Origin of the sequence: Kitasatospora indigofera (genome assembly GCF_014655955.1) — a bacterium.
Taxonomy (GTDB): Bacteria; Actinomycetota; Actinomycetes; order Streptomycetales; family Streptomycetaceae; genus Kitasatospora; species Kitasatospora indigofera.
Genome location: NZ_BNBO01000005.1, coordinates 159805 through 179343, shown reverse-complemented (window position 1 = coordinate 179343; position 19539 = coordinate 159805). Strand labels below are relative to the sequence as shown.

Genomic DNA, 19539 nt, shown 5'->3' with positions numbered 1-19539 from the left:
ACTGCGAGGAGCCACAGACAAAACGGCCGACCGGTAATACGCTGAATCCGTGGCTGAGGATGTGGGGGGCTCTCCGTACCCTGACGGCGCCGACCACGGTGGTGCGGACGACGAGTTCGCCACCGTGGTGTTCGACGAGGCCTTCGTCCGTTCCGCGGCCGTGCACGAGCCGAGCGCCAAGGAGCGGCAGCTGGCCGCGGCCGAGGCCCGCTTCGAGCCGGAGACCGCCGGACCGGGCTGGGCCTACGAGCTGCCGGCCGGCGACGGACTGCCGTTGGAGCTGAGACCGTACCCGGGCGCGCTGGACGACGACCGGCTCTATCCGGACCCGTGGTCGGGCCCCGGCCGGGCCTCCGGGCGCCGGGCGGGCCGCTGGGGCCGCACCGGCCGCTGGGGCCGCCACGCGGGCTACGACCCGGCGCGGGCCGCCCGCGGCCGCTCGGTGGCCCAGCAGCGCTGGCACCGGCCGGTGGCCTGGATCCTCGCCGTGATCATGGGGGTCGGCCTGGTCGCGGTCGCGGTGGCCGCCGTCTACCAGGGCGTCGACGCGGCCGGCGGCGGTTCGCAGCGGCGCCCCGACAGCGGCAGCAGCAGTCCGGGCAGCGCCTCGCTGCCGCCCTCCGCCGAGCCCTCGCTCGCGGTGATCGCCCCGGCCGGCTGACCCGGTTTGTCCCGGTCGCCGAGCGTCACGCAGAAGTTGTCCGCCAGCCCTCGTGGCGCGCGGCGCAGCGCCTTACCCTGGTTGTATGGGTGACCCGCGAGAGCCTCCTGAGGGTGTACCCGAGGGCGGTTCTGGGAACGAGGACGAGTACCGATCCGTCGTCTTCGACGAGTCGTTCGTCCGGGCTGCCCGGATCCAGGAGCTCTCGGCGCGCGAGCGGCTCAGCGGTGGTTTCGGCCGCGCGACCCGGCCCCGGATCGGCTTCGGCGGGCTGGGCACGGTGCCGCGCCAGGCGGTCGCCCTGCTGCTGCTGATCGTGGTGGCCTTCGCGGCCGCCGTCTACTTCGGCATCAGTTCACCGGGCAGGCCGGGCGCGGAGCCGGCCGGCAGTCAACTCACCGTCAGCCTGGTCGCGCTCAGTCCGACTTCGCCGGTGCAGCCGGTCGCCGACCCGGCCGCGCCGTTCGCCGGGCTGCCCGCGGGGTACGCGGACGGCAGTGCCGGCCTGGGCGTCCCGGCCGGGGCCGCCACGGCGCACTACACCCGGGTCGAGGTGACCCGGGCGCTGGACACCGCGCAGCGGTACCTGGTGGCCTCCGCGCTCGCCCCCAGGACGCTGGTGCAGGGGGTGACCACGGACGTCCGCGCCTTCGTCACGACCGGTGAGCAGGTGCAGTTCGACCAGAGCGTGACCACTCCGCGCGACGACCAGCACCACGCGGCCACCGGCTGGATGGTCAGGTTCGACCCGTCGAAGATCGCGCTCGCCGCCGACACGGTCAAGGTGGCCGGCAGCATGCGGATCGACGAGGCGGAGAACGGCGCCCTGCAGATCACCACCGACCACACCTTCGTCTACGCGCTGCGGGCGGCGGACGGGCCGGCCACCGGCCCGGTCACCCTGCTGAGCGTCCGCCGGGAGCTGCGGATGGAGTTCGACCGCGGTGACATCGCGGTCGCGCAGCTGAGGCTGGTCGACGCGGTCGTGCAGACCGGCCCGACGGCCTGCGGCACCCCGCAGACCACCTTCCTCCAGCCGGTCATGGCCACCCCCGGCGGCACCGCGCCGCCCGCCCCGCCCGCCGTGGACCCGGCCGACCGGGCCGCCCCGGCCTGGCAGCAGTGCGGCGTCCTCGCCGCACCCTGAGCGACGGCCCGGCCGGGCGGACGTGGTCAGCCGCTCCGCCCGGCGACCTGCCGGGCGCCGTCCGCGCCTCCCTCGTCCTCCTCGCCGTCCCCCCGGGCCGCCGGAAGGCGGACCACCACCCGGGCACCGGTGCCGGCCGGCGGGTCGGTGAAGGCCACCGTCCCGCCCAGGTTGCCGGTGATCGAGCGCACCAGCGACAGGCCGAGGCCACCACCTCCGTCGGCCCGGTCACGGGCGGCGTCGAGCCGCACGAATCGGTCGAAGACCCGCTCGCGGTCCTCGGGCGCGATCCCCGGCCCGTCGTCGGTCACCGTCAGTTCGACCCGGTCGCCGGCCCGGACGACGGAGGCCGCGACGGCACCGGCGGCGTGCCGGGACGCGTTGTCGAGCAGGTTTCGCACCAGCCGGCCGAGCAGGATCTCACTGCCTTCGACGAGTGCCTGGTCCAGCGTGCCGGCGGTGTACGCGGGGCCGCCGGCGGCCAGGTGCGCCAGCTCGGCCAGCTGTTCCGCCACCACGTCGGAGAGGTCCACCCGAGGCCGCGGGCCGGCGGGGTGCCGCTCGTCGGTGGCGGCGAGCAGCAGCAGGTCGTCGGTGAGCAGTTGCAGCCGGCCGGTGTCCGCCAGCGCCTCCCGCACCACCTGCGGCCAGTCGGCCCCCGCCGGGTGCGCGAGCGGGACCTCCAGCGAGCTGCGCAGGGCGGCGAGCGGGCTGCGCAGCTCGTGGGAGGCGTCGGAGACCAGCCGGCGCTGCTCGTTCAGCGCGAGTTCCAGGCGGTCCAGGGTGGCGTTGGTGGTGACCGCCAGCCGGGTGATGCCGTCCCCGGCGGGCGGCACCGGCACCCGCTCGTGAAAAGCACCGTCCCCGATCCGGGCCATCCGGCGGCGGATGCTTTCCACCGGCCGCAGGGCCAGGCCGGTGACCCACCAGGCGACCAGCGCGGTGAACAGTACGGCGCCCGGGGCGACGTACCGGACGAAGATGGTGGTGATCCGGGCGGCTGCCTGGTCGGCGGCGGTCGGGTCGACCAGCAGGAAGACGGTGACCCGCTGCTCAGGCAGCCCGCCGATGCCGGTGAAGTGCTCCAGGGCCTCGGTGGAGGCGGGGTCGGTCACCCGCTTCAGCAGGGTGACCCGGCGGCCGTCGAGGGCGGGGCCGTTCAGTTCGTCGTGCGGGGAGCGGGGCCGGTCGGGGAGCCGGACGGTGAGGGTCTCGCCGTGCCCCGCGGAGACGTCCTGGGGGTAGGGGGTGAGCCCGGGGAACGGGAGGGCCGGTGTGCCGGTGTACTCCTCCAGCAGGGTGTTCTGGTGGAACCAGCGCTCGCTGTGCATCTGGACGACCTTGCCCTCGTCGGGTGGCCGGACCGGCCGGACCAGGGTGCCGTCGGCCAGCATCAGCAGGATCGACGCCTTGGTCTCCTCGCCCTCCCCGGGCAGGCTGAGCGTGATGTCGTTGGTCAGGGTGACGATGTCCTGCTCGGCCTGCTTCCGGGCGAGCGCCGTCCACTGGTCGTGGACGGCGCCGCCGACCCAGACGCCGGCCAGGCCGAAGGCCGCCAGCGAGGCCAGGGCGGCCCCGGCCGCCGCCCTCGTCCGGACGGAGGTGCGGTGCCACGGTCGCGACGGACCGTCGCGGCCCGGGCCGGTGCGGCTCCGGCCGGTGTGCATCCGGTCAGTGTGCATCGGGCACCAGCCGGTATCCGGCGCCGCGCACCGTCCGGATGCCGCACCGCGCGCCCGGCCGGTCGAGCTTGCGCCGCAGCGCGGCCACGTAGACCTCGACGATGTTGGCGTCGCTCCGGAAGGCGCTCTCCCAGACCGAGTCCAGGATGTCGCTCTTCGCGACCGGCTCACCGGGCCGGCGGGCCAGGCACTCCAGCACCGCGAACTCCTTGGCGGTCAGCCGGACGCGCTCCCCTGCCACGGTGCAGCGGCGGGCGGCGGGTTCGACCAGCAGGTCACCGACCACCAGCACGGGCGGCCGGCCGGCCGCCCCCCGGCGCAGCAGCGCACGCAGGCGGGCGGTGAGGACCAGGTACGAGAAGGGTTTGCGCAGGAAGTCGTCGGCGCCGCAGTCCAGCGCCCCGGCCTCGTCGTACTCGCCGCTCTTCGCGGTGAGCATCAGGACCGGTACGGAGTTCTCGGCCCGGCGCAGTTCCCGGCAGACCCCGTAGCCGTCGACGACCGGGAGCATCAGGTCGAGCACCACGGCCGCGTAGGGGCGGGAAAGGGCCATGTCCAGCCCGCTGCGGCCGTCGTCGGCCAGGTCGACGGTGTATCCCTCTGCGCGCAGGCCCCGGCCGAGCGACTGCGCGAGGCTTTTCTCGTCCTCGACGATCAGTAGACGCATTCGGTCAGCATAGGTGAATTACTTTATGGTGCAATGCCGTTGACTGAATTGTCGGCGATATCCGAACTGAGGAAATCCTCAGATTCATTCGATTGTCCCGGCCGGTGAATTCATGCCGGCCGGACGTGCCGGGAAATGCGTCGGGCGGCCTTCCGGCGGGCCGCCCGGGCGCCGGGAAAACAGCCGGCCCCGGACGCCGAGGAGCGTCCGGGGCCGGCAGCGGGCCGCTCAGCCGCGCGGGGCGTCGTCCGCGGTGGCGCCGGGCTCGCCGCCCCCGGCCGGCGCTCCGCTGCGGGCGCCGGTGAAGGTGTCACGGAGCTTGCCGCCGACCGTGCCGACGCCGCCGGCCACGTCGCGCAGCAGGCCGATCAGCGGGTCCTTGCTCTCCTTGACGGAGGTCGAGTAGTGGTCGGCGGCGGCCTTCCACTGGTCGCTGACCGAGGCGTTGGCGTCGCCGTCGCGGCGCGGGTAGGCACCGGCCAGGACGGAGCGGTACTCGTCGCTCTCCGACCACTTCTTCAGCTGGGCGACCCGGACCACCGCGAAGGGGTGGGTCTGCGGCAGCACCTGGAGCAGCTTGAGGACGCCGTCGCGCAGGTCGCCGGCCTTCTCGTACTCCTCGGCCTGCTCCAGGAACGCGTCCACGTTCATCTCGCCGAGGTTGTGGCCGCCGGCGAGCTTCATCAGGCCGCGCATGGACGCCTGGAGGTCCTGCCCGGCGAGCAGCCCGGCGCGGTCGCAGGAGAGTTCGGCCTTGCGGAACCACTCCTTGAGCGCGGTGATCAGCGCCATGATGGCGAGGTTGCCGAGCGGGATCCAGGCGATCCGGGTGGCGATGTTGGTGAGGATCAGCAGCATCGTCCGGTAGACGGCGTGGCCGGACATGGCGTGGCCGACCTCGTGGCCGACGACCGCGCGCAGCTCCTCCTCGTCGAGCAGCTCGACCAGGCCGCTGGTCAGCACGATGATCGGGGTGTCCATGCCGATGCACATGGCGTTGACGGCCGGGTCCTGGGTGACGTAGAGGTCCGGGACCTTCTCCAGGTCCAGGACGTACGCGGCGTCGCGCACCATGTTGTACAGCTCGGGGAACTGCCGCTCGGAGGTCTTCACGGCGGTGGCCAGGAACATCAGCCGGATCGAGCGCTCGGAGACCAGCCCGGCGAGCTTCTTCAGCACGTCGTCGAAGCCGGTGAGCTTGCGCAGCGCCACCAGCGCGGAGCGGTCGGCGGGGTGCTCCCAGGCCCGGGTGGAGATCTCCGGGAAGCGCTGGCGGCGCCGGCTCGGGCTCTTCGCCTGGTTGGTATCGGTCATGGTCTGAGTACCTCCTGGTCGACGCCGGTCCCGGCCGGTGGCCGGCCCCCGCTCTTCTTCGCCTGCAACGACAGTCTGTGCAACGCGTGCGGTTGCGTACTCGTCCCCGCGGTCACCCTACGCGCTGCCCGGCCCGGCTCCGAGGGCCCCGGCGGGACCGGATCCGGAGCACGCCGGGGGTGGTGGCGGGCCGGCGGACCGGCCCGGTCTACGCTGGGTTCCTGGAGAACCGGGACCGGACCTGGCCGCGGTGCAGAGCAGACCGAGGAGCCCGTAGATGTCCCCCGACACCCTTGTCACCCTGGCCGCCCCGATCTCCACGGAGGCCGGCCCCGGGCTGTTCCTGCGCGTGGTCGTGGTGGCCTCCTTCGTCGGCGTCGGCCTGCTGGCCTGGGTCCTGCTGCGGGCCGGCCGCAAGAGCTGAGCCGCGCTCCGCGCGCGGCGCGGGCTCACGCGGGCTCAGACGCGGTGGGCCGCCGCGCGGTTGCGCCGGGGCCACCCGTACGATGACCCGGTGGGCCCTCACCGGCCCAGACCCCTGGTCCGTCACCCGAGCCGAGAAGGTCCTGCGACCATGAGCACTGCCGCTGCACTCCCCGTTCTCAACCTGATCGCCGAGGGCGAGGGTGGCAACCACGACAGCCTCAGCCCCTACCTCACCGGTGGCGCCGGGCTGTTCATCCTGCTGCTGCTGCTCTTCATCACCACCCGGTTCAACCGCGACCGCTGAGCGTCCGCGGTGCCGGGCGTCGTGACGCCGGGCGGACAGGCCCAGGGAGCGCCCTGCCGAGCGGCGGACGCTCCCTTTGCCATGTCCGCGCCCGCGCGTGCGCCGGGGGGACGCGCGGGCCGACAGGCGTCGCGTAAGGTGTGGCGGCATGGGACAGCAGGCCGAGACCCCCGGCGGACTCCAACCGGCGAAGAAGCGCCTCGGCGTGATGGGTGGCACCTTCGACCCGATCCACCACGGGCACCTGGTCGCCGCCAGCGAGGTGGCGAGCGCGTTCCACCTCGATGAGGTGATCTTCGTGCCGACCGGGCAGCCGTGGCAGAAGGACGACCGCCGGGTGACACCGGCGGAGGACCGCTACCTGATGACGGTCATCGCCACCGCCGAGAACCCGCAGTTCTCGGTGAGCCGGATCGACATCGACCGCCAGGGCCCGACGTACACCGTCGACACCCTGCGCGACCTGCGGAGCCTGCACCCGGACTCCGACCTCTTCTTCATCACCGGGGCCGACGCGCTCGCCCAGATCCTCTCCTGGCGCGACTCCGAGGAGCTCTTCTCGCTCGCCCACTTCATCGGGTGCACCCGGCCGGGACACACCCTGACCGACGCCGGACTCCCGGTGGGCGGGGTCTCCCTGGTGGAGGTCCCCGCGCTGGCCATCTCGTCCACGGACTGCCGCGACCGGGTCGCCAAGGGCGAACCGGTCTGGTACCTCGTCCCGGACGGCGTGGTCCGTTACATCGACAAGCGGGCGCTCTACGCGCCGGCCCAGCCTTGATCCCAGGAGGGTCGGCGTGACCGGAACGGCAGACCGCAGGGGCCAGCAGGACGACGACTGGCCGGCCGGGCAGTACCAGCAGCAGTCCTACCAGCCGTACCGGCAGCAGCCGGGCTACGAGCAGTCCGGCTACGAGCAGCCGGGCTACGAGGCGGGCTACGAGCAGGCCGGGTACGAGCAGGCCGGGTACGAGGCGGGCGGCTACGAGCCGCAGTACGACCAGTACGGGCAGCCCTACCCGCCCCGCCGGCAGCAGCCGGCCCGGCCGCAGTCCGGCTACGCCCAGGACGGGTACGGCCGGCCGGAGCAGCCGCAGGCCTACCAGCCGCAGTACGACCAGTACGGGCAGCCGCAGCAGGCCTACCAGCAGCCGCAGGCCTACGAGGACTACCAGCAGCCCGGCTACGGGCAGCAGCCGTACCAGCCGTACCAGCAGCCGGCCCGGCCGCGGACCGGGTACGAGCAGCCCGGGTACGAGCAGCCGGGCCAGGAACAGCGGGTGTACGAGCAGCCGGTGTACGAGCAGCCCGGCCAGGAGCACTACGGCGCCGTGCCGCAGTCGCCCGCCGCCGCCGCGCCCGCCGCGGCACCGGTGGCCGCCGCACCCGCCGCACCGCCGCGTCCCCGCCCGGCCCGCCCCGCGCCGCAGGCCGCCCCGGCCAAGCCGGAGCAGCCCTCCGAGCAGGTCGGCGGCTCCCGCGCGGCCAAGGGCGCCAAGGCGCCCGCCGACGCCTACGCCACCGGCGAGTTCACCTTCGTCGAGGAGGAGGCGGAGGAGTCCGAGGACGTCATCGACTGGCTCAAGTTCGCGGAGTCGCGCAGCGAGCGCCGGGACGAGCGCCGCCGCAAGCTGCGCAGCCGGCTGATCGGCGCGGTCGTCGTGCTGGCCGTGCTCGGCGGCGCCGGCACCGGATACCTCTGGTACACCGGCAAGCTCGGCGGTGCGAGGACGGCGGCCGCCGCGGCCGGGCCGCGCCAGGTCAACGTGGTGCACCTGCGTGACCTGGAGGGCAAGGTCTCGACCGCGCTGCTGGTCAACGACGCCTCCGGCCACAAGGGCTCGGTGCTGCTGCTGCCGGAGGGCCTCAAGCTGCCCGGGGTGGGCGACTCGGCGACCGTCGCGCTCGGCCAGGCGATGGACACCATCGGCACCTCCAGCACCCGCGACGGCCTCGGCACCGTCCTCGGGGCCGGCGTGGCCGGCACCTGGCGGCTGGACACCCCGTACCTGCAGCTGCTGGTCTCCCAGCTCGGCGGCGTGCGGGTGGACACCGACGTGGAGCTGCGCGACGGCGGCAAGGCGGACGGCAAGGTGCTGGCGGCGGCGGGCAAGAACGTCCTGCTCAGCGGGCAGGCGGCGGTGCTGTTCGCCACGTACCAGGCGGCCGGCGAGAGCCGGGACGTGCAGCTGGCGCGGTTCGGCAAGGTGCTGGAGTCGATCATCCGGACGATGCCGACCGATCTGGCGGACGCCACCGACGTGGTGAAGCGGGTGGGCGCGGTGCTCGACCCCTCCCTCCCGCGGGACGCGCTGGCCGGCGTGCTGGCGCAGCTCTCCCAGCAGGGCAAGGACGGCCACCTCGCCACCTCGGCGCTGCCGGTCAAGCCCGACGGCACGCTGGACGACGCCACCGCCGGCAAGCAGGTCAAGGAGGTCCTCGGCAGCACGGTGCGCAACGCCGACAGCGCCGGGGCAGCCGCCCGGGTCGCCATCCAGGACGCCTCCGGCAACGACCAGGCGGCCGCCGCGGCCCAGGTCCAGGTGCTCAACGCGGGCCTGACCTTCGTCCCCGGGACGGCGAAGAGCACCCCGCAGGCGGCCACCGAGATCCGGTACAGCGACGACGCCCGGCTGGAGGCCGCCAAGTCGCTGGCGACCAGCCTGAACCTGCCCGCCACGGCCGTGAAGAAGGTCACCGAGGCGCAGAACGCCGACCTCCTGGTGGTGCTCGGCAAGGACTACCAGGTGCCCAAGCCGCAGTAGCGCCCGCACGGCAGCCGCACCGGCGCCCGCAGGGCGCGCCGCTCCGGCCACGCTCCGCACCGCCGCGGCCCCACCGTTAATCGGTCCGGGGCCGCGGCGGCGGCGTGAGATCCTGGACTGGGGTCCTCCTGCCCTGGAGCCGGCGCAGCCGCCGGCGGGCGGGGCGAGGGCGCCATCTCTGCAGCCGAGCCGGAAGAACACAGTGACCGTCACCGACCACAGCCAGGAACTCATCAACGTCGCCGCCCAGGCGGCGGCCGACAAGCTGGCCCACAACATCATCGCGTTCGACGTCAGCGAGGTGCTGTCGATCACCGACGCCTTCCTGATCGCCTCCGCGAACAACGACCGCCAGGTGAAGTCCATCGCCGAGGAGATCGAGGACCAGCTGCGCGAGCAGCTGGACGTCAAGCCGGTGCGCCGCGAGGGCGAGCGCGAGGGCCGCTGGATCCTGCTCGACTACCTGGACATCGTGGTGCACGTCCAGCACTCCGAGGAGCGTTCCTTCTACTCCCTCGACCGGCTCTGGAAGGACTGCCCCGAGCTGGCCCTGCCCGAGGACGCGCTGGCCTCCCGAAACCGCCCCGAGGGTGCCGAGACCGACGCGGCCGGCAACGTCACCGCCCCGCCGGCCGACGACTTCGGGGTGGGCATCTACGTCGCCGAGGACCACAGCTGAGCCGGGAGGCGCGGGGACCGCGCATCGTCTTCTGGCGGCACGGCCAGACCTCCTGGAACCTCGAATCGCGCTTCCAGGGCACCACGGACATCGAGCTGACCGGCCAGGGCGTGCAGCAGGCGCAGCGCGCCGCCCGGCTGCTCGCCGGGCTCCACCCGGACCTGCTGATCTCCTCCGACCTCCAGCGGGCCGCTCGTACGGCCGCGGAGCTGTCCCAGGTGACGGGTCTGGAGGTGCACCACCACGAGGGCCTGCGCGAGACGTACGCGGGGGAGTGGCAGGGCCTGACCAACGCCGAGATCCGGGCCCGCTTCCCGGAGCAGTACGAGGCCTGGGCACAGGGCGAGCCCGTCCGGCGCGGCGGCGGCGAGCTGTCCACCGAGGTCGCGGACCGGTCCGTCCCGGTGGTGCTGGAGGCGGTCCAGAAGCTGCCGGAGAACGGCACCCTGGTGGTGGTCAGCCACGGCGGCACCATCCGCACCATGCTGGGCCGGCTCCTGGGCCTGGACCCGGAGCTCTGGGAGTGCTTCGGGGGCCTGTCCAACTGCTGCTGGTCGGTCCTCGGCCGGGGCGCGCGCGGCTGGCGCCTGCTGGAGCACAACGCGGGCACCCTGCCGCAGCCGGTGATCGGTGACGACACCTGAGGCCGGCGGGTCTGCCGCAGGCGGGATTTCGCAGTTCCGGGCCTGACCAGCTAGAGTCTTCCTCGTTCGCAGGTGAGAACGCGGCCCGGAAGGGAAGCGGGAAAACCCACGAGTGCGGGGCTGTAGCTCAGTTGGTAGAGCGCTTGCATGGCATGCAAGAGGTCCGGGGTTCAATTCCCCGTAGCTCCACTCCGCACCACCGGTCCGCGAGGGCCGTACGTGTCGCGGGGCTGTAGCTCAGTTGGTAGAGCGCTTGCATGGCATGCAAGAGGTCCGGGGTTCAATTCCCCGTAGCTCCACAACAGTTCGGAAGGCCGTCACCCCCGGGGTGACGGCCTTCGGTGCGTCCGGGGCCCGGACGCCCCCGGAGCCCCGTGTGCGGAGCCTCAGTGCGGGCAGCGGGCCGACGGGCGCGGGGGGAGCGCCGCCATCCGCTCCACCCGCTCCCGGTCCTGCGGCCCCTGCGGCGTGTAGACCACCATGTAGTGCTCGGGGACGGCCGGCAGCGTCAGGTAGGCCGCGGTGAAGCGCAGCTCCCCCACCACGGGGTGCCGGAACACCTTCAGCGCGCTCCTGGCCGGGGCCACCTGCTGCCGGGCCCACAGCTCTCGGAACTCCTCGCTCGCCAGCGTCAGCTCCCGGATGTAGCACTCCCAGACCGGCTCGCCCACGTGCTTGCCGTACGCGGCCCGCAGCACCCCGACCATCCGGGGCAGCTCCTCGTCGCGGTTGAGGAACGGATTGCAGCAGACCGGCGCGGTGACGGTGCACCACAGGCTGTTGAACGTCCCGTGCGGGGCGGTCGGGCGGTCCGCCCCGAACAGCGACTCGTACGGCGCGTTGTGCAGCAGCACGTCGTAGCGGGTGTTGCAGACCGCGGCCGGCAGCGGCGCCAGCGCGTCCAGGATCACCTGCACGGACGGGTCGAGGTTGGGGTGCGCCGGGGACGGCCGCAGCTCGACCCGCACCCCCGCCAGCCGGAACATGTGGTCCCGCTCGGTGGCGTCCAGCCGCAGCGAGCCGGCCACCGCGGCCAGCACCTGCTCGCTGGCGTTGATCGGCCGCCCCTGCTCCAGCCAGGTGTACCAGGTGACCCCCACCCCGGCGAGCTGCGCCACCTCCTCGCGCCGCAGCCCCGGGGTGCGGCGGCGCAGGCCCGGCGGCAGGCCCACCTCCTCCGGGGTGACCCTGGCCCGGCAGGCCTTCAGGAACCCGGCGAGTTCGGTCCGGCGGCGGTCCTGCGGCTGCGGCCGGACCTGCGGGCCGCGGGCCGGCGGGGCGCTCTCCTCGAAGGTGGTCATCCCGTCATGGTGCCCCAACCCGGGCCGCGGTCCCAGGTGTTGCCAGTACCAGGATCAGCAGGCTCTAACCACCAGTACCCGTACCCGCGCACGCTGGCCCCATGACGGACCTTCAGACCCGACCCGCCGGCTCCGGCGGGCCCGCCCGGCCCCCGGCCCGGGCCACCCGGCCCGGGCTGCTCCTCGCCCTGGTGCTGAGCGGCCAGTTCATGGCCGTCCTCGACATCTCCATCGTCAACGTGGCGGTGCCCACCATCCGCACCGACCTGCACGCCTCCGGCGCCTCGCTCCAGCTCGTCATCGCCGGCTACACCATCGCGTACGCCGTGCTGCTGATCACCGGCGCCCGGCTGGGCGCCCGCTACGGGTACGACCGGCTGTTCCGGGCCGGCCTGGCGGCCTTCACCGCCGCCTCGCTGGCCTGCGGGCTGGCCCCCGGCACCGGCTGGCTGATCGCGTTCCGGGTGCTCCAGGGGCTCGGCGCCGCGCTGATGGTCCCCCAGGTGATGAGCCTGATCCAGCGCACCTTCACCGGCGCCGCCCGGACCAGGGCGCTGGGCCTGTACTCGGCGGTGCTGGCCGGCGGGCTGGCGGTCGGCCAGGCGGCCGGCGGGCTGCTGGTCAGCGCGGACCTCTTCGGGACGGGCTGGCGCCCGGTGTTCCTGGTCAACGTGCCGCTCGGGCTGGCCCTGCTGGTGGCCGGCGCCCGCCTGCTGCCCCGGCTGCCGGGCGACCGCGGCCGCGGCTTCGACCTGCCCGGCCTGGTGGTGCTCGCGGTGGCCCTGGGCCTGCTGGTGGTGCCGCTGGTGCTCGGGCACGAACTCGGCTGGCCGGCCTGGGGCTGGGCGATGCTGGCCGGGAGCGGGCTGATGCTGGGCGTGTTCCGGTCGGTCGAACGGCGGGTCGCGGCGCGCGGCGGAGAACCGCTGATCTCCGGCCGGGTGCTCGCGGCGCCCGGGCTGCTGCCGGCCGCCGGGGCGATCTTCACGATCATGGCGGCCTTCTCCGGCTTCATGTTCGCCTTCGCCCTGCACCAGCAGGCCGGCCTCGGCAACAGCGCCCTGCGGGCCGGGCTGCTCTCCGTGCCGGTCTCGGTCGGCTTCGGGGTCTCCAGCCTGCACTGGCAGCGGCTGCCGGCCCGCCTGCACCCCGTGCTGCCGCTGCTGGCCACCGTGGTGGTCGCGCCCGGGTACCTGCTGCTCGGCCTGCTGCTGCGCGGCGGTGCCCCGATCGGGCCGCTCGCGCTGGCCCTGACCACGGTGCTCGGCCTGGCGGCGGGCTGCGCGTACGCCCCGCTCTTCGCCCGGGCCCTCGGCCGGGTGGCGCCGCAGGACGCGGCCGACGCCAGCGGGGTCGTCGTCACCGTCATCCAGCTGGGCCAGGTGGTCGGGGTGGCCCTGCTCGGCACGGTCTTCCTCGGGGCGGCGCACCTGCCGGCGACGGCCCGGGAGTCCGGGCACGCGCTGCTGGTCACCAGTGGTGCGATCGCCCTGGTGGTGGCGGCCGCGGGCGTGCTGGCGGCCCGCACCCGGCGGGTGGCGGACGACGGGTGACGGGCGATGGGCGGGTGGCGGGTGGCGGGTGGCGGACCGCGGTGGACGGGGCCGCTCGGTCGTCCGACGCCTCGTCCCGGGCCCCGTCCCGCCGCTGCGACTTTCGCTCCGGCTGTCACTCGCCGCGCCGTCGTCCGGTCCGCCCGCCCCGGCGCTCACTGCGCCCCCGGGGTGGCGGCGCAGGGCGGGCATCCGGCCGTGGCGGGCGGCCCCGGGATATGGATTCGTGGAGCACCCCTTCGACCGTGTAAAGTGGGCGATGTCGCCGAGGGAAACCACCGAAAAGTGGGGCCAGCGGTGACATCGCAGGTCAAGGGGCTGTAGCTCAGTTGGTAGAGCGCTTGCATGGCATGCAAGAGGTCCGGGGTTCAATTCCCCGTAGCTCCACAGCAACAAGGGCCGCCTCCCGCACAGGGAGGCGGCCCTTGGCGTTTCCCCGGCCGGGCCGCGTTTCTTCGACCGCGCAGCACCGGCCGCACCGTTTCCCGTTTCCCGCCTCCCGTCGCCCGCCACGTCCGGTGGCCGCGCCGTCCCGGGGAGAACCGGCCTACCGGGCGGCGCGCACCGCCCGCTACCGTCGTGCCCATGGCCGACCTGGCGCGCAAGCGGAACGAAGAGCTGGCCCGGATACTCCACCAACTCGGCTGGAGCCCGGAACGGCTCTCCCGCGAGGTCAACCTCACCCTCCCGAACGGGCTCGCGATCAGCTCCACCGCGCCCTACAAGTGGCGCGACCGGGGCATGGTGCCCCGCGCCCCGCACGACCAGACGGTGTGCGAGGTGCTCAGCCGCACCCTCGGCATCGCCGTCACCTACGAGCAGCTCTGGGGCCGGATGGGCGGCAACCGGGGTGCCAAGATCCTCTCCCCGGGCCTGCTCACCGACCCGTGGACGGCCGACACCGCGCAGACCGCGCTGCGCGAGGCCGGCGTGCACGGCGGTCCGGTCCGCCTCACCGCCCTGTTCCGCGGCGACGAACTCGAACAGGCCGCCCGGCTCTGGGCCTCGCCCCCGCCGCCCGTCACCGGGGGCGAGGGCGCCCTGCGGATCGCCCCCGAGCAGCTCGTCGACCTCAGGCTCGGCTACGACAGCAAGCAGCGGCTGGAGCGGGCCTGCGGCGGCGGGCTGATCCTCGACCCGGCCCGGGCCGAGCTGGCCATGGTCGGCAAACTCCTCGAACTCGGCTCGTACGGCGAGCCGCTCGGCCGCGAGCTCTACGCCGCCGCCGCCCGGCTCGCCCGCCTGGTCGGCTGGGCCGCCCACGACATGGGCTACGAGGCCGCCGCCCAGAGCGCCTTCGTCGCCGCCCTGCGGGCCGCGCACGTCTGCGGCGACCCCCGCCTGGGCGTGAGCGTGGTCGGCTGCCTGGTCGTCCAGGCCACCCACAGCGCCGGCGGGCGCGGCCTGGACGCGGTGGCGATGCTCGCCGCCGCCCTGCGGGCCGCCGACGGCCGGCTGAGCCCGTCCGAACTCGCCCTGCAACTCGGCCGGATCGCCCGCGCGCACGGCCGCCGGGGGGAGCGCGCGGAGGCCGAGGCCGCCGCCGACCGGGCGTTCCGGGCACTGGACGGCGTGCCGGGCCACCGGCAGGAACGCGCCGACCTGGACGGCATGGTGGGGGAGGCGTACCTCTACCTCGGGGAGCACGAGCGGGCCCGCGTCCTGCTGGCGGGCGCGGTGGCGGTGCTGGAGCCGGCCCGGGCCCGGGCCCGCGCCCTGCTGATGGTGCGGCTGGCCGACTCCTACCGGCGGACCGGCGACCAGGAGGACGCCGCGCGGACGGCCGACCGGGCCCGGCGGCTGGCGGCCGGCATGCAGTCCGAACGGGTCGCCCGGGCGCTGCGCGACTTCGACTCGGCGACCAGGGCGGGATAACCGCCGGGCCGCCGACGGGCTTGCGGTACCCTGAGCCCATGCGAACCGTGTGCCTGCTCCTTAGCCGGCCGCGCTGACCAGAGCCGGCCGCGCCCCCGGGCGGGTGCCGGAGTCGGCGTGGCGTCCCCTCCTGCGAGGGGCCTTTTTGCTTTCCGGGGCCGTTTCCGGCGGACACAGCCCGATTTCGCAGCAGCCGAGACCGGCCGCTGGTTCGCGCACCGACATCGATGGAGCCTGAAGGACCATGAGCGAGACGACACCTGCCTCCGGCCCGGCCGAGGACGCAACCGAGCCCTTCCGCGCGGAGTCTGCTTTCAAGTACACCGCCGCGCTGGCGGCCGACATCGAGTCCCGCTGGCAGGACGTCTGGGAGAAGGAGGGGACGTTCAACGCCCCCAACCCGGTCGGCGCGCTGGCCGACCCGGCCGCCGGTGACGTGGCGGCGAAGCCGCACAGCTTCATCATGGACATGTTCCCGTACCCGTCGGGCTCCGGCCTGCACGTCGGCCACCCGCTGGGCTACATCGCCACCGACGTGTTCGCCCGCTACCAGCGGATGACCGGCCACAACGTGCTGCACACGCTGGGCTACGACGCCTTCGGCCTGCCCGCCGAGCAGCACGCGGTCGCCACCGGCGAGCACCCCCGGGTCTCCACCGAGGCGGCGATGGCCAACATGCGCCGCCAGCTGCGCCGGCTGGGCCTGGGCCACGACTCGCGCCGCTCGATCGCCACCATCGACCCGGACTACTACCGCTGGACGCAGTGGATCTTCCTGCAGATCTTCAACTCCTGGTACGACGGCGAGGCCGGCCGGGCCCGCCCGATCGCCGAGCTGGTCGCGCAGTTCGAGGCCGGCTCGCGGCCGGCCCCCGACGGCCGGCCCTGGGCCGAGCTGACCGGCGCCGAGCGTGAGGACGTGCTGGGCGAGTACCGGCTGGCGTACTCCAAGGAGGTGCCGGTCAACTGGTGCCCCGGGCTGGGCACGGTGCTGGCCAACGAGGAGGTCACCGCGGACGGCCGCTCCGAGCGCGGCAACTTCCCGGTGTTCAAGTCCAACCTGCGCCAGTGGATGATGCGGATCACCACCTACTCGGACCGCCTGATCGCCGACCTGGACCTGCTGGACTGGCCGGAGGCCATCAAGCAGCAGCAGCGGAACTGGATCGGCCGCTCCGAGGGCGCCCGGGTCGAGTTCGCGGTCGACGGGCAGGGCGCCGGAGGCCGGGCGATCACCGTCTTCACCACCCGCCCCGACACCCTGTTCGGCGCCACCTACATGGTGCTGGCCCCCGAGCACGCGCTGGTCGACGCGATCGTCCCGGCCGCCTGGCCGGCCGGCACCCACGACGACTGGACGGGCGGCGCCGCCACCCCGGCCGAGGCCGTGGCCGCCTACCGCGCGACCGCCGCCGCCAAGTCGGACGTCGAGCGCCAGGTCGACGCCAAGGTCAAGACCGGTGTCTTCACCGGTGCCTACGCGACCAACCCGGTCAGCGGCGAGCCCGTCCCGGTGTTCATCGCCGACTACGTGCTGATGGGCTACGGCACCGGCGCCATCATGGCCGTCCCCGCCCACGACCACCGCGACTTCGCCTTCGCCCGCGCCTTCGACCTGCCGATGCGCTGCGTCGTCAGGCCCACCGACGGCCGCGACCAGGACCCGCACACCTGGGACGACGCCTTCGACACCTACGACTCCGTCATCGTCAACTCGGCCCATTCCACCGACGACGTGGCCACCGAGGACCGCATCTCGCTGGACGGCCTGAGCGTCGTCGAGGCCAAGCAGGCCGTCACCGCCTGGCTGGCCGGCCGGGGCATCGGCGAGGGCACCGTCAACTACCGCCTGCGCGACTGGCTGTTCAGCCGCCAGCGCTACTGGGGCGAGCCCTTCCCGATCGTCTACGACGAGGACGGCGTGATGCACGCGCTGCCCGACTCGATGCTGCCGGTCGAGGTGCCCGAGGTCGAGGACTACTCGCCGCACACCTACGACCCGTACGACTCCACCTCGTCGCCGAAGACCCCGCTGTCGCGCAACGAGGACTGGGTCAACGTCGAGCTGGACCTGGGCGACGGCGTCAAGAAGTACCGCCGCGAGACCAACACCATGCCCAACTGGGCGGGTTCCTGCTGGTACGAGCTGCGCTACATCGACCCGGCGAACGGCGAGAAGGTCGTCGACCCGGCCAACGAGCGGTACTGGCTGGGCGCGACCGCCGAGAAGCCGGCCGGCGGCGCCGACCTGTACGTCGGCGGTGCCGAGCACGCCGTGCTGCACCTGCTGTACGCGCGGTTCTGGCACAAGGTGCTGCACGACCTGGGCCACGTCTCCTCGGTCGAGCCGTTCCACAAGCTGTTCAACCAGGGCATGATCACCGCCGACGTCTACCGCGACGAGCGGGGCTTCCCGGTGCCCGCCGCCGAGGTCGAGGACGACGGGCACGGCGGCTACACCTGGAACGGCGAGGCGGTGAAGCGCGAGGCCGGCAAGATGGGCAAGTCCCTGAAGAACGCCGTCGCACCGGACGAGATCGCCGACCAGTACGGCGCCGACACCCTGCGCCTGTACGAGATGTCGATGGGCCCGCTGGACGTCTCCCGCCCCTGGGACGACCGCGCCGTGGTCGGCTCGTACCGCTTCCTGCAGCGGCTGTGGCGCAACATCGCCTCCGAGTCCACCGGTGAGCTGGTGGTCACCGACGAGCCCGCCGACGAGGCGACCCTGCGGGCCCTGCACAAGGCCATCGACGGCATCCGCGGCGACATGGCCGGCCTGCGCTTCAACACGGCCGTCGCCAAGGCCATCGAGCTGAACAACTTCCTGGTGAAGCGCGGTTCCACGCCGCGCGAGGTGGCCGAGCAGATCGTCCTGCTGGTCGCGCCGCTGGCCCCGCACATCGCCGAGGAGCTGTGGCGCAAGCTGGGCCACGCCGAGTCGCTGGCGTACGCCGACTACCCGGTCGCCGACCCGGCGTACGTGGTCGACGAGTCGGTCACCTGCGTCGTCCAGATCAAGGGCAAGGTCAAGGCCCGGCTGGAGGTCTCCCCGGAGATCACCGACGCCGACCTGGAGACCCTGGCGCTGGCCGACCCGGCCGTGGTCGCCGCGGTCGGCGACGCCGCGGTGCGCAAGGTGATCGTGCGGGCGCCGAAGCTGGTGAACATCGTCACCGGCTGACGGACCGTCAGTGAGGTCGGCCCCGCCGGATGTCCGGCGGGGCCGGCCTTTTTCGTCGGCGCCTCGGGTTTGCGGTGCGGGTCCGCTGCTCGGGTCCGCTGCTCCGGTTCGCGGTGCGGGTGCGGGTGCGGCACCTTGCCGCTTCCGGGAGTCCGGCGGTCTTCCGTGCCTGGGCCTGTGCCCGCGTCCAGCCCGTGCCTGTTCCGGAGCCCTCGCCCGGGGCGAACCGCCCCTGACGGCCCCGGCCGGGGCTGGGGGAGAACCCCGATCTGTCCCTGATCTCGGCCGGGGTGCCCGGTTTGCCCCGCCGGAGGACGGGCCGGGCGGTTACCGTGGAAACCTCGGTGACCGCTGCGGGCCGTGGCCCGGCGGCGGGCGGTCCGGTGCGGCCGGGTCGGCGTGCTCGGTTTCGGTGGAAGGTGGCTCGTGATGGACGCGGTCGGAGTGGTGCTGGGCCTGGTCCTGCTGATCGGTGTCGGCCTGCTGAGCCTTGCCGTGGTCGGCACGGTCAAGGCGGCCAAGGCGATGGCGGCCAAGGTCGAACGGCACGAGGCGAACGCCCGGCGCGCCGTGGAGAACGTCGCGCTGAAGGCGAAGACGTACACCAAGCCGGGCGCGCAGGGGCAGATCTCCGCCACCCGGCTCTCCCTGCGGACCTCGCTCGACGGCACCCGCCTGGTGCTGGAGTCCGGCCTGGCCGAGGACGGCCAGCTCGCCGAGTCGCTGCAGCTGCTGGGCCGGCTGGACGTGCACGCGGCCGAGCTGGACGGGGAGTTGCGCATCCTGGAGCGCGAGCCCGACGCCGGCCGGATCAGCGCGAAGCTCCCCGAGCTGCGGGAGCGCGCCGAGCGGATCACCCACTCCGCCGAGACCATGCGCTGGGCCGCGCAGGACCGCATGCACCGCTTCGCCGAGGACGAACTGACCAGGCTCAGCAAGGAGTGCGAGAGCGAGGCGGGCGCCCTGCGGCACTGGGACGCGGCACCGCAGGGGCCGGGCGCCGCCGGCTCCCCGGCGGGCGGGTCCGGGGCGGCCCCGGGGGCCGGTCCCGGGGCGGGGGCCGGTGCGCAGCCGCGCCGGGCCGGGCTGACCTCGGGCCCGGGCGGCCCGGGCGCGGAGGAACTCCTCGGCCTGGGCGACCCGCTCTCGCGCCTCGCGCAGCGTCTGCGCAAGCCGTCGACGGGGTCCTCGGCCGGCTGAGGCGTCCGGGGGCTCATGGGCCCCGGAAACGGACAGGGGCTTGCGGTGGGCTTGCGGTCTCCCGTCCCTGCCGGGGCGTCGCCACGTCCTCGGGACAGGCCGATACGGCTCGTTCGAGCACGAAGGCCGGACAGGAC

General features: G+C 74.0%; 16 protein-coding genes and 3 tRNA genes. 15 read left to right on the top strand and 4 right to left on the bottom strand.

The genetic code is table 11. From position 1 onward, the window contains the following. The first annotated feature begins 49 nt into the window (after positions 1 to 49). Together IE329_RS07455 and IE329_RS07450 are read left to right on the top strand one after the other, a co-directional pair. Complete coding sequence (locus tag IE329_RS07455; protein ID WP_190210013.1) at positions 50 to 661, top strand: SCO2584 family spore wall biosynthesis protein; 612 nt, start codon at positions 50 to 52, stop codon at positions 659 to 661. Between the two features lie 85 nt (positions 662 to 746). Next, positions 747 to 1808, top strand: coding sequence for an SCO2583 family membrane protein (locus tag IE329_RS07450; RefSeq protein WP_190210012.1), 1062 nt, complete (start codon positions 747 to 749; stop codon positions 1806 to 1808). A 26-nt stretch (positions 1809 to 1834) separates the two neighbouring features. On the opposite strand, the gene IE329_RS07445 is transcribed toward IE329_RS07450, so the two are convergent. The 3 genes from IE329_RS07445 to IE329_RS07435 all read right to left on the bottom strand — a co-directional run bounded on the left by IE329_RS07445 (position 1835) and on the right by IE329_RS07435 (position 5471). Further along, the gene (locus tag IE329_RS07445; protein ID WP_190210011.1) at positions 1835 to 3475 is read right to left on the bottom strand and encodes an ATP-binding protein; all 1641 of its coding nucleotides are present in this window, start codon (positions 3473 to 3475) and stop codon (positions 1835 to 1837) included. A 4-nt stretch (positions 3476 to 3479) separates the two neighbouring features. After that, positions 3480 to 4157, bottom strand: a complete 678-nt coding sequence (locus IE329_RS07440) for a response regulator transcription factor (RefSeq protein ID WP_190210010.1) — start codon at positions 4155 to 4157, stop codon at positions 3480 to 3482. Between the two features lie 228 nt (positions 4158 to 4385). After that, positions 4386 to 5471, bottom strand: coding sequence for a M48 family metallopeptidase (locus tag IE329_RS07435; RefSeq protein ID WP_190210009.1), 1086 nt, complete (start codon positions 5469 to 5471; stop codon positions 4386 to 4388). A 277-nt stretch (positions 5472 to 5748) separates the two neighbouring features. On the opposite strand from IE329_RS07435, the gene IE329_RS07430 reads away from it, so the two are divergent. The 8 genes from IE329_RS07430 (at position 5749) to IE329_RS07395 (ending at position 10588) form a co-directional block, all read left to right on the top strand. After that, complete coding sequence (locus tag IE329_RS07430) at positions 5749 to 5895, top strand: hypothetical protein (protein ID WP_190210008.1); 147 nt, start codon at positions 5749 to 5751, stop codon at positions 5893 to 5895. Positions 5896 to 6045: 150 nt separating this feature from the next. Then, on the top strand, positions 6046 to 6201 hold the full coding sequence (locus tag IE329_RS07425) for a hypothetical protein (RefSeq protein WP_190210007.1): 156 nt from the start codon (positions 6046 to 6048) through the stop codon (positions 6199 to 6201). A 148-nt stretch (positions 6202 to 6349) separates the two neighbouring features. Further along, positions 6350 to 6982 (top strand): nicotinate-nucleotide adenylyltransferase, encoded by a 633-nt coding sequence (nadD, locus tag IE329_RS07420; RefSeq protein WP_190210006.1) that lies wholly within the window; start codon positions 6350 to 6352, stop codon positions 6980 to 6982. Positions 6983 to 6998: 16 nt separating this feature from the next. Next, entirely contained in the window at positions 6999 to 8966 is a 1968-nt protein-coding gene (locus IE329_RS07415) for an LCP family protein (RefSeq protein WP_190210005.1), read from the top strand. A 202-nt stretch (positions 8967 to 9168) separates the two neighbouring features. Continuing rightward, complete coding sequence (gene rsfS / locus IE329_RS07410; RefSeq protein ID WP_229912535.1) at positions 9169 to 9645, top strand: ribosome silencing factor; 477 nt, start codon at positions 9169 to 9171, stop codon at positions 9643 to 9645. After that, positions 9642 to 10289, top strand: coding sequence for a histidine phosphatase family protein (locus tag IE329_RS07405; RefSeq protein WP_190210102.1), 648 nt, complete (start codon positions 9642 to 9644; stop codon positions 10287 to 10289). The genes rsfS and IE329_RS07405 overlap by 4 nt, the downstream gene beginning before the upstream one ends. 116 nt (positions 10290 to 10405) lie before the next feature. Further along, a tRNA-Ala gene (locus tag IE329_RS07400) sits at positions 10406 to 10478 on the top strand. Between the two features lie 37 nt (positions 10479 to 10515). Next, positions 10516 to 10588: transfer RNA gene (locus IE329_RS07395), tRNA-Ala, on the top strand. An 87-nt stretch (positions 10589 to 10675) separates the two neighbouring features. On the opposite strand, the gene IE329_RS07390 is transcribed toward IE329_RS07395, so the two are convergent. Beyond that, a complete protein-coding gene (locus tag IE329_RS07390) occupies positions 10676 to 11590 on the bottom strand; it encodes a helix-turn-helix transcriptional regulator (protein ID WP_190210004.1) in 915 nt (304 codons plus the stop codon). A gap of 101 nt (positions 11591 to 11691) precedes the next feature. Between IE329_RS07390 and IE329_RS07385 the strand changes: the two genes are divergently transcribed. From IE329_RS07385 to IE329_RS07365, 5 genes are all read left to right on the top strand, one after another. Then, positions 11692 to 13143 carry an MFS transporter gene (locus IE329_RS07385; protein ID WP_229927238.1) on the top strand — a complete coding sequence of 484 codons (1452 nt, stop codon included), beginning with the start codon at positions 11692 to 11694 and terminating at the stop codon, positions 13141 to 13143. A 314-nt stretch (positions 13144 to 13457) separates the two neighbouring features. Beyond that, a tRNA-Ala gene (locus IE329_RS07380) sits at positions 13458 to 13530 on the top strand. Positions 13531 to 13728: 198 nt separating this feature from the next. Next, entirely contained in the window at positions 13729 to 15018 is a 1290-nt protein-coding gene (locus tag IE329_RS07375; RefSeq protein WP_190210003.1) for a hypothetical protein, read from the top strand. A gap of 244 nt (positions 15019 to 15262) precedes the next feature. Next, positions 15263 to 18202, top strand: coding sequence for a leucine--tRNA ligase (leuS, locus tag IE329_RS07370; RefSeq protein ID WP_190210002.1), 2940 nt, complete (start codon positions 15263 to 15265; stop codon positions 18200 to 18202). A gap of 429 nt (positions 18203 to 18631) precedes the next feature. Beyond that, positions 18632 to 19402 (top strand): hypothetical protein, encoded by a 771-nt coding sequence (locus IE329_RS07365; RefSeq protein ID WP_190210001.1) that lies wholly within the window; start codon positions 18632 to 18634, stop codon positions 19400 to 19402. Positions 19403 to 19539: the final 137 nt, after the last annotated feature.

Excerpts from the sequence above, each read along its gene's own strand:
- IE329_RS07450 (WP_190210012.1), top strand. The coding sequence starts at position 747 with ATGGGTGACCCGCGAGAGCCTCCTGAGGGTGTACCCGAGGGCGGTTCT.
- IE329_RS07445 (WP_190210011.1), bottom strand. The coding sequence starts at position 3,475 with ATGCACACCGGCCGGAGCCGCACCGGCCCGGGCCGCGACGGTCCGTCG.
- IE329_RS07440 (WP_190210010.1), bottom strand. The coding sequence starts at position 4,157 with ATGCGTCTACTGATCGTCGAGGACGAGAAAAGCCTCGCGCAGTCGCTC.
- IE329_RS07435 (WP_190210009.1), bottom strand. The coding sequence starts at position 5,471 with ATGACCGATACCAACCAGGCGAAGAGCCCGAGCCGGCGCCGCCAGCGC.
- IE329_RS07430 (WP_190210008.1), top strand. The coding sequence starts at position 5,749 with ATGTCCCCCGACACCCTTGTCACCCTGGCCGCCCCGATCTCCACGGAG.
- IE329_RS07425 (WP_190210007.1), top strand. The coding sequence starts at position 6,046 with ATGAGCACTGCCGCTGCACTCCCCGTTCTCAACCTGATCGCCGAGGGC.
- nadD (WP_190210006.1), top strand. The coding sequence starts at position 6,350 with ATGGGACAGCAGGCCGAGACCCCCGGCGGACTCCAACCGGCGAAGAAG.
- IE329_RS07390 (WP_190210004.1), bottom strand. The coding sequence starts at position 11,590 with ATGACCACCTTCGAGGAGAGCGCCCCGCCGGCCCGCGGCCCGCAGGTC.
- IE329_RS07385 (WP_229927238.1), top strand. The coding sequence starts at position 11,692 with ATGACGGACCTTCAGACCCGACCCGCCGGCTCCGGCGGGCCCGCCCGG.
- IE329_RS07375 (WP_190210003.1), top strand. The coding sequence starts at position 13,729 with ATGGCCGACCTGGCGCGCAAGCGGAACGAAGAGCTGGCCCGGATACTC.
- leuS (WP_190210002.1), top strand. The coding sequence starts at position 15,263 with ATGAGCGAGACGACACCTGCCTCCGGCCCGGCCGAGGACGCAACCGAG.
- IE329_RS07365 (WP_190210001.1), top strand. The coding sequence starts at position 18,632 with ATGGACGCGGTCGGAGTGGTGCTGGGCCTGGTCCTGCTGATCGGTGTC.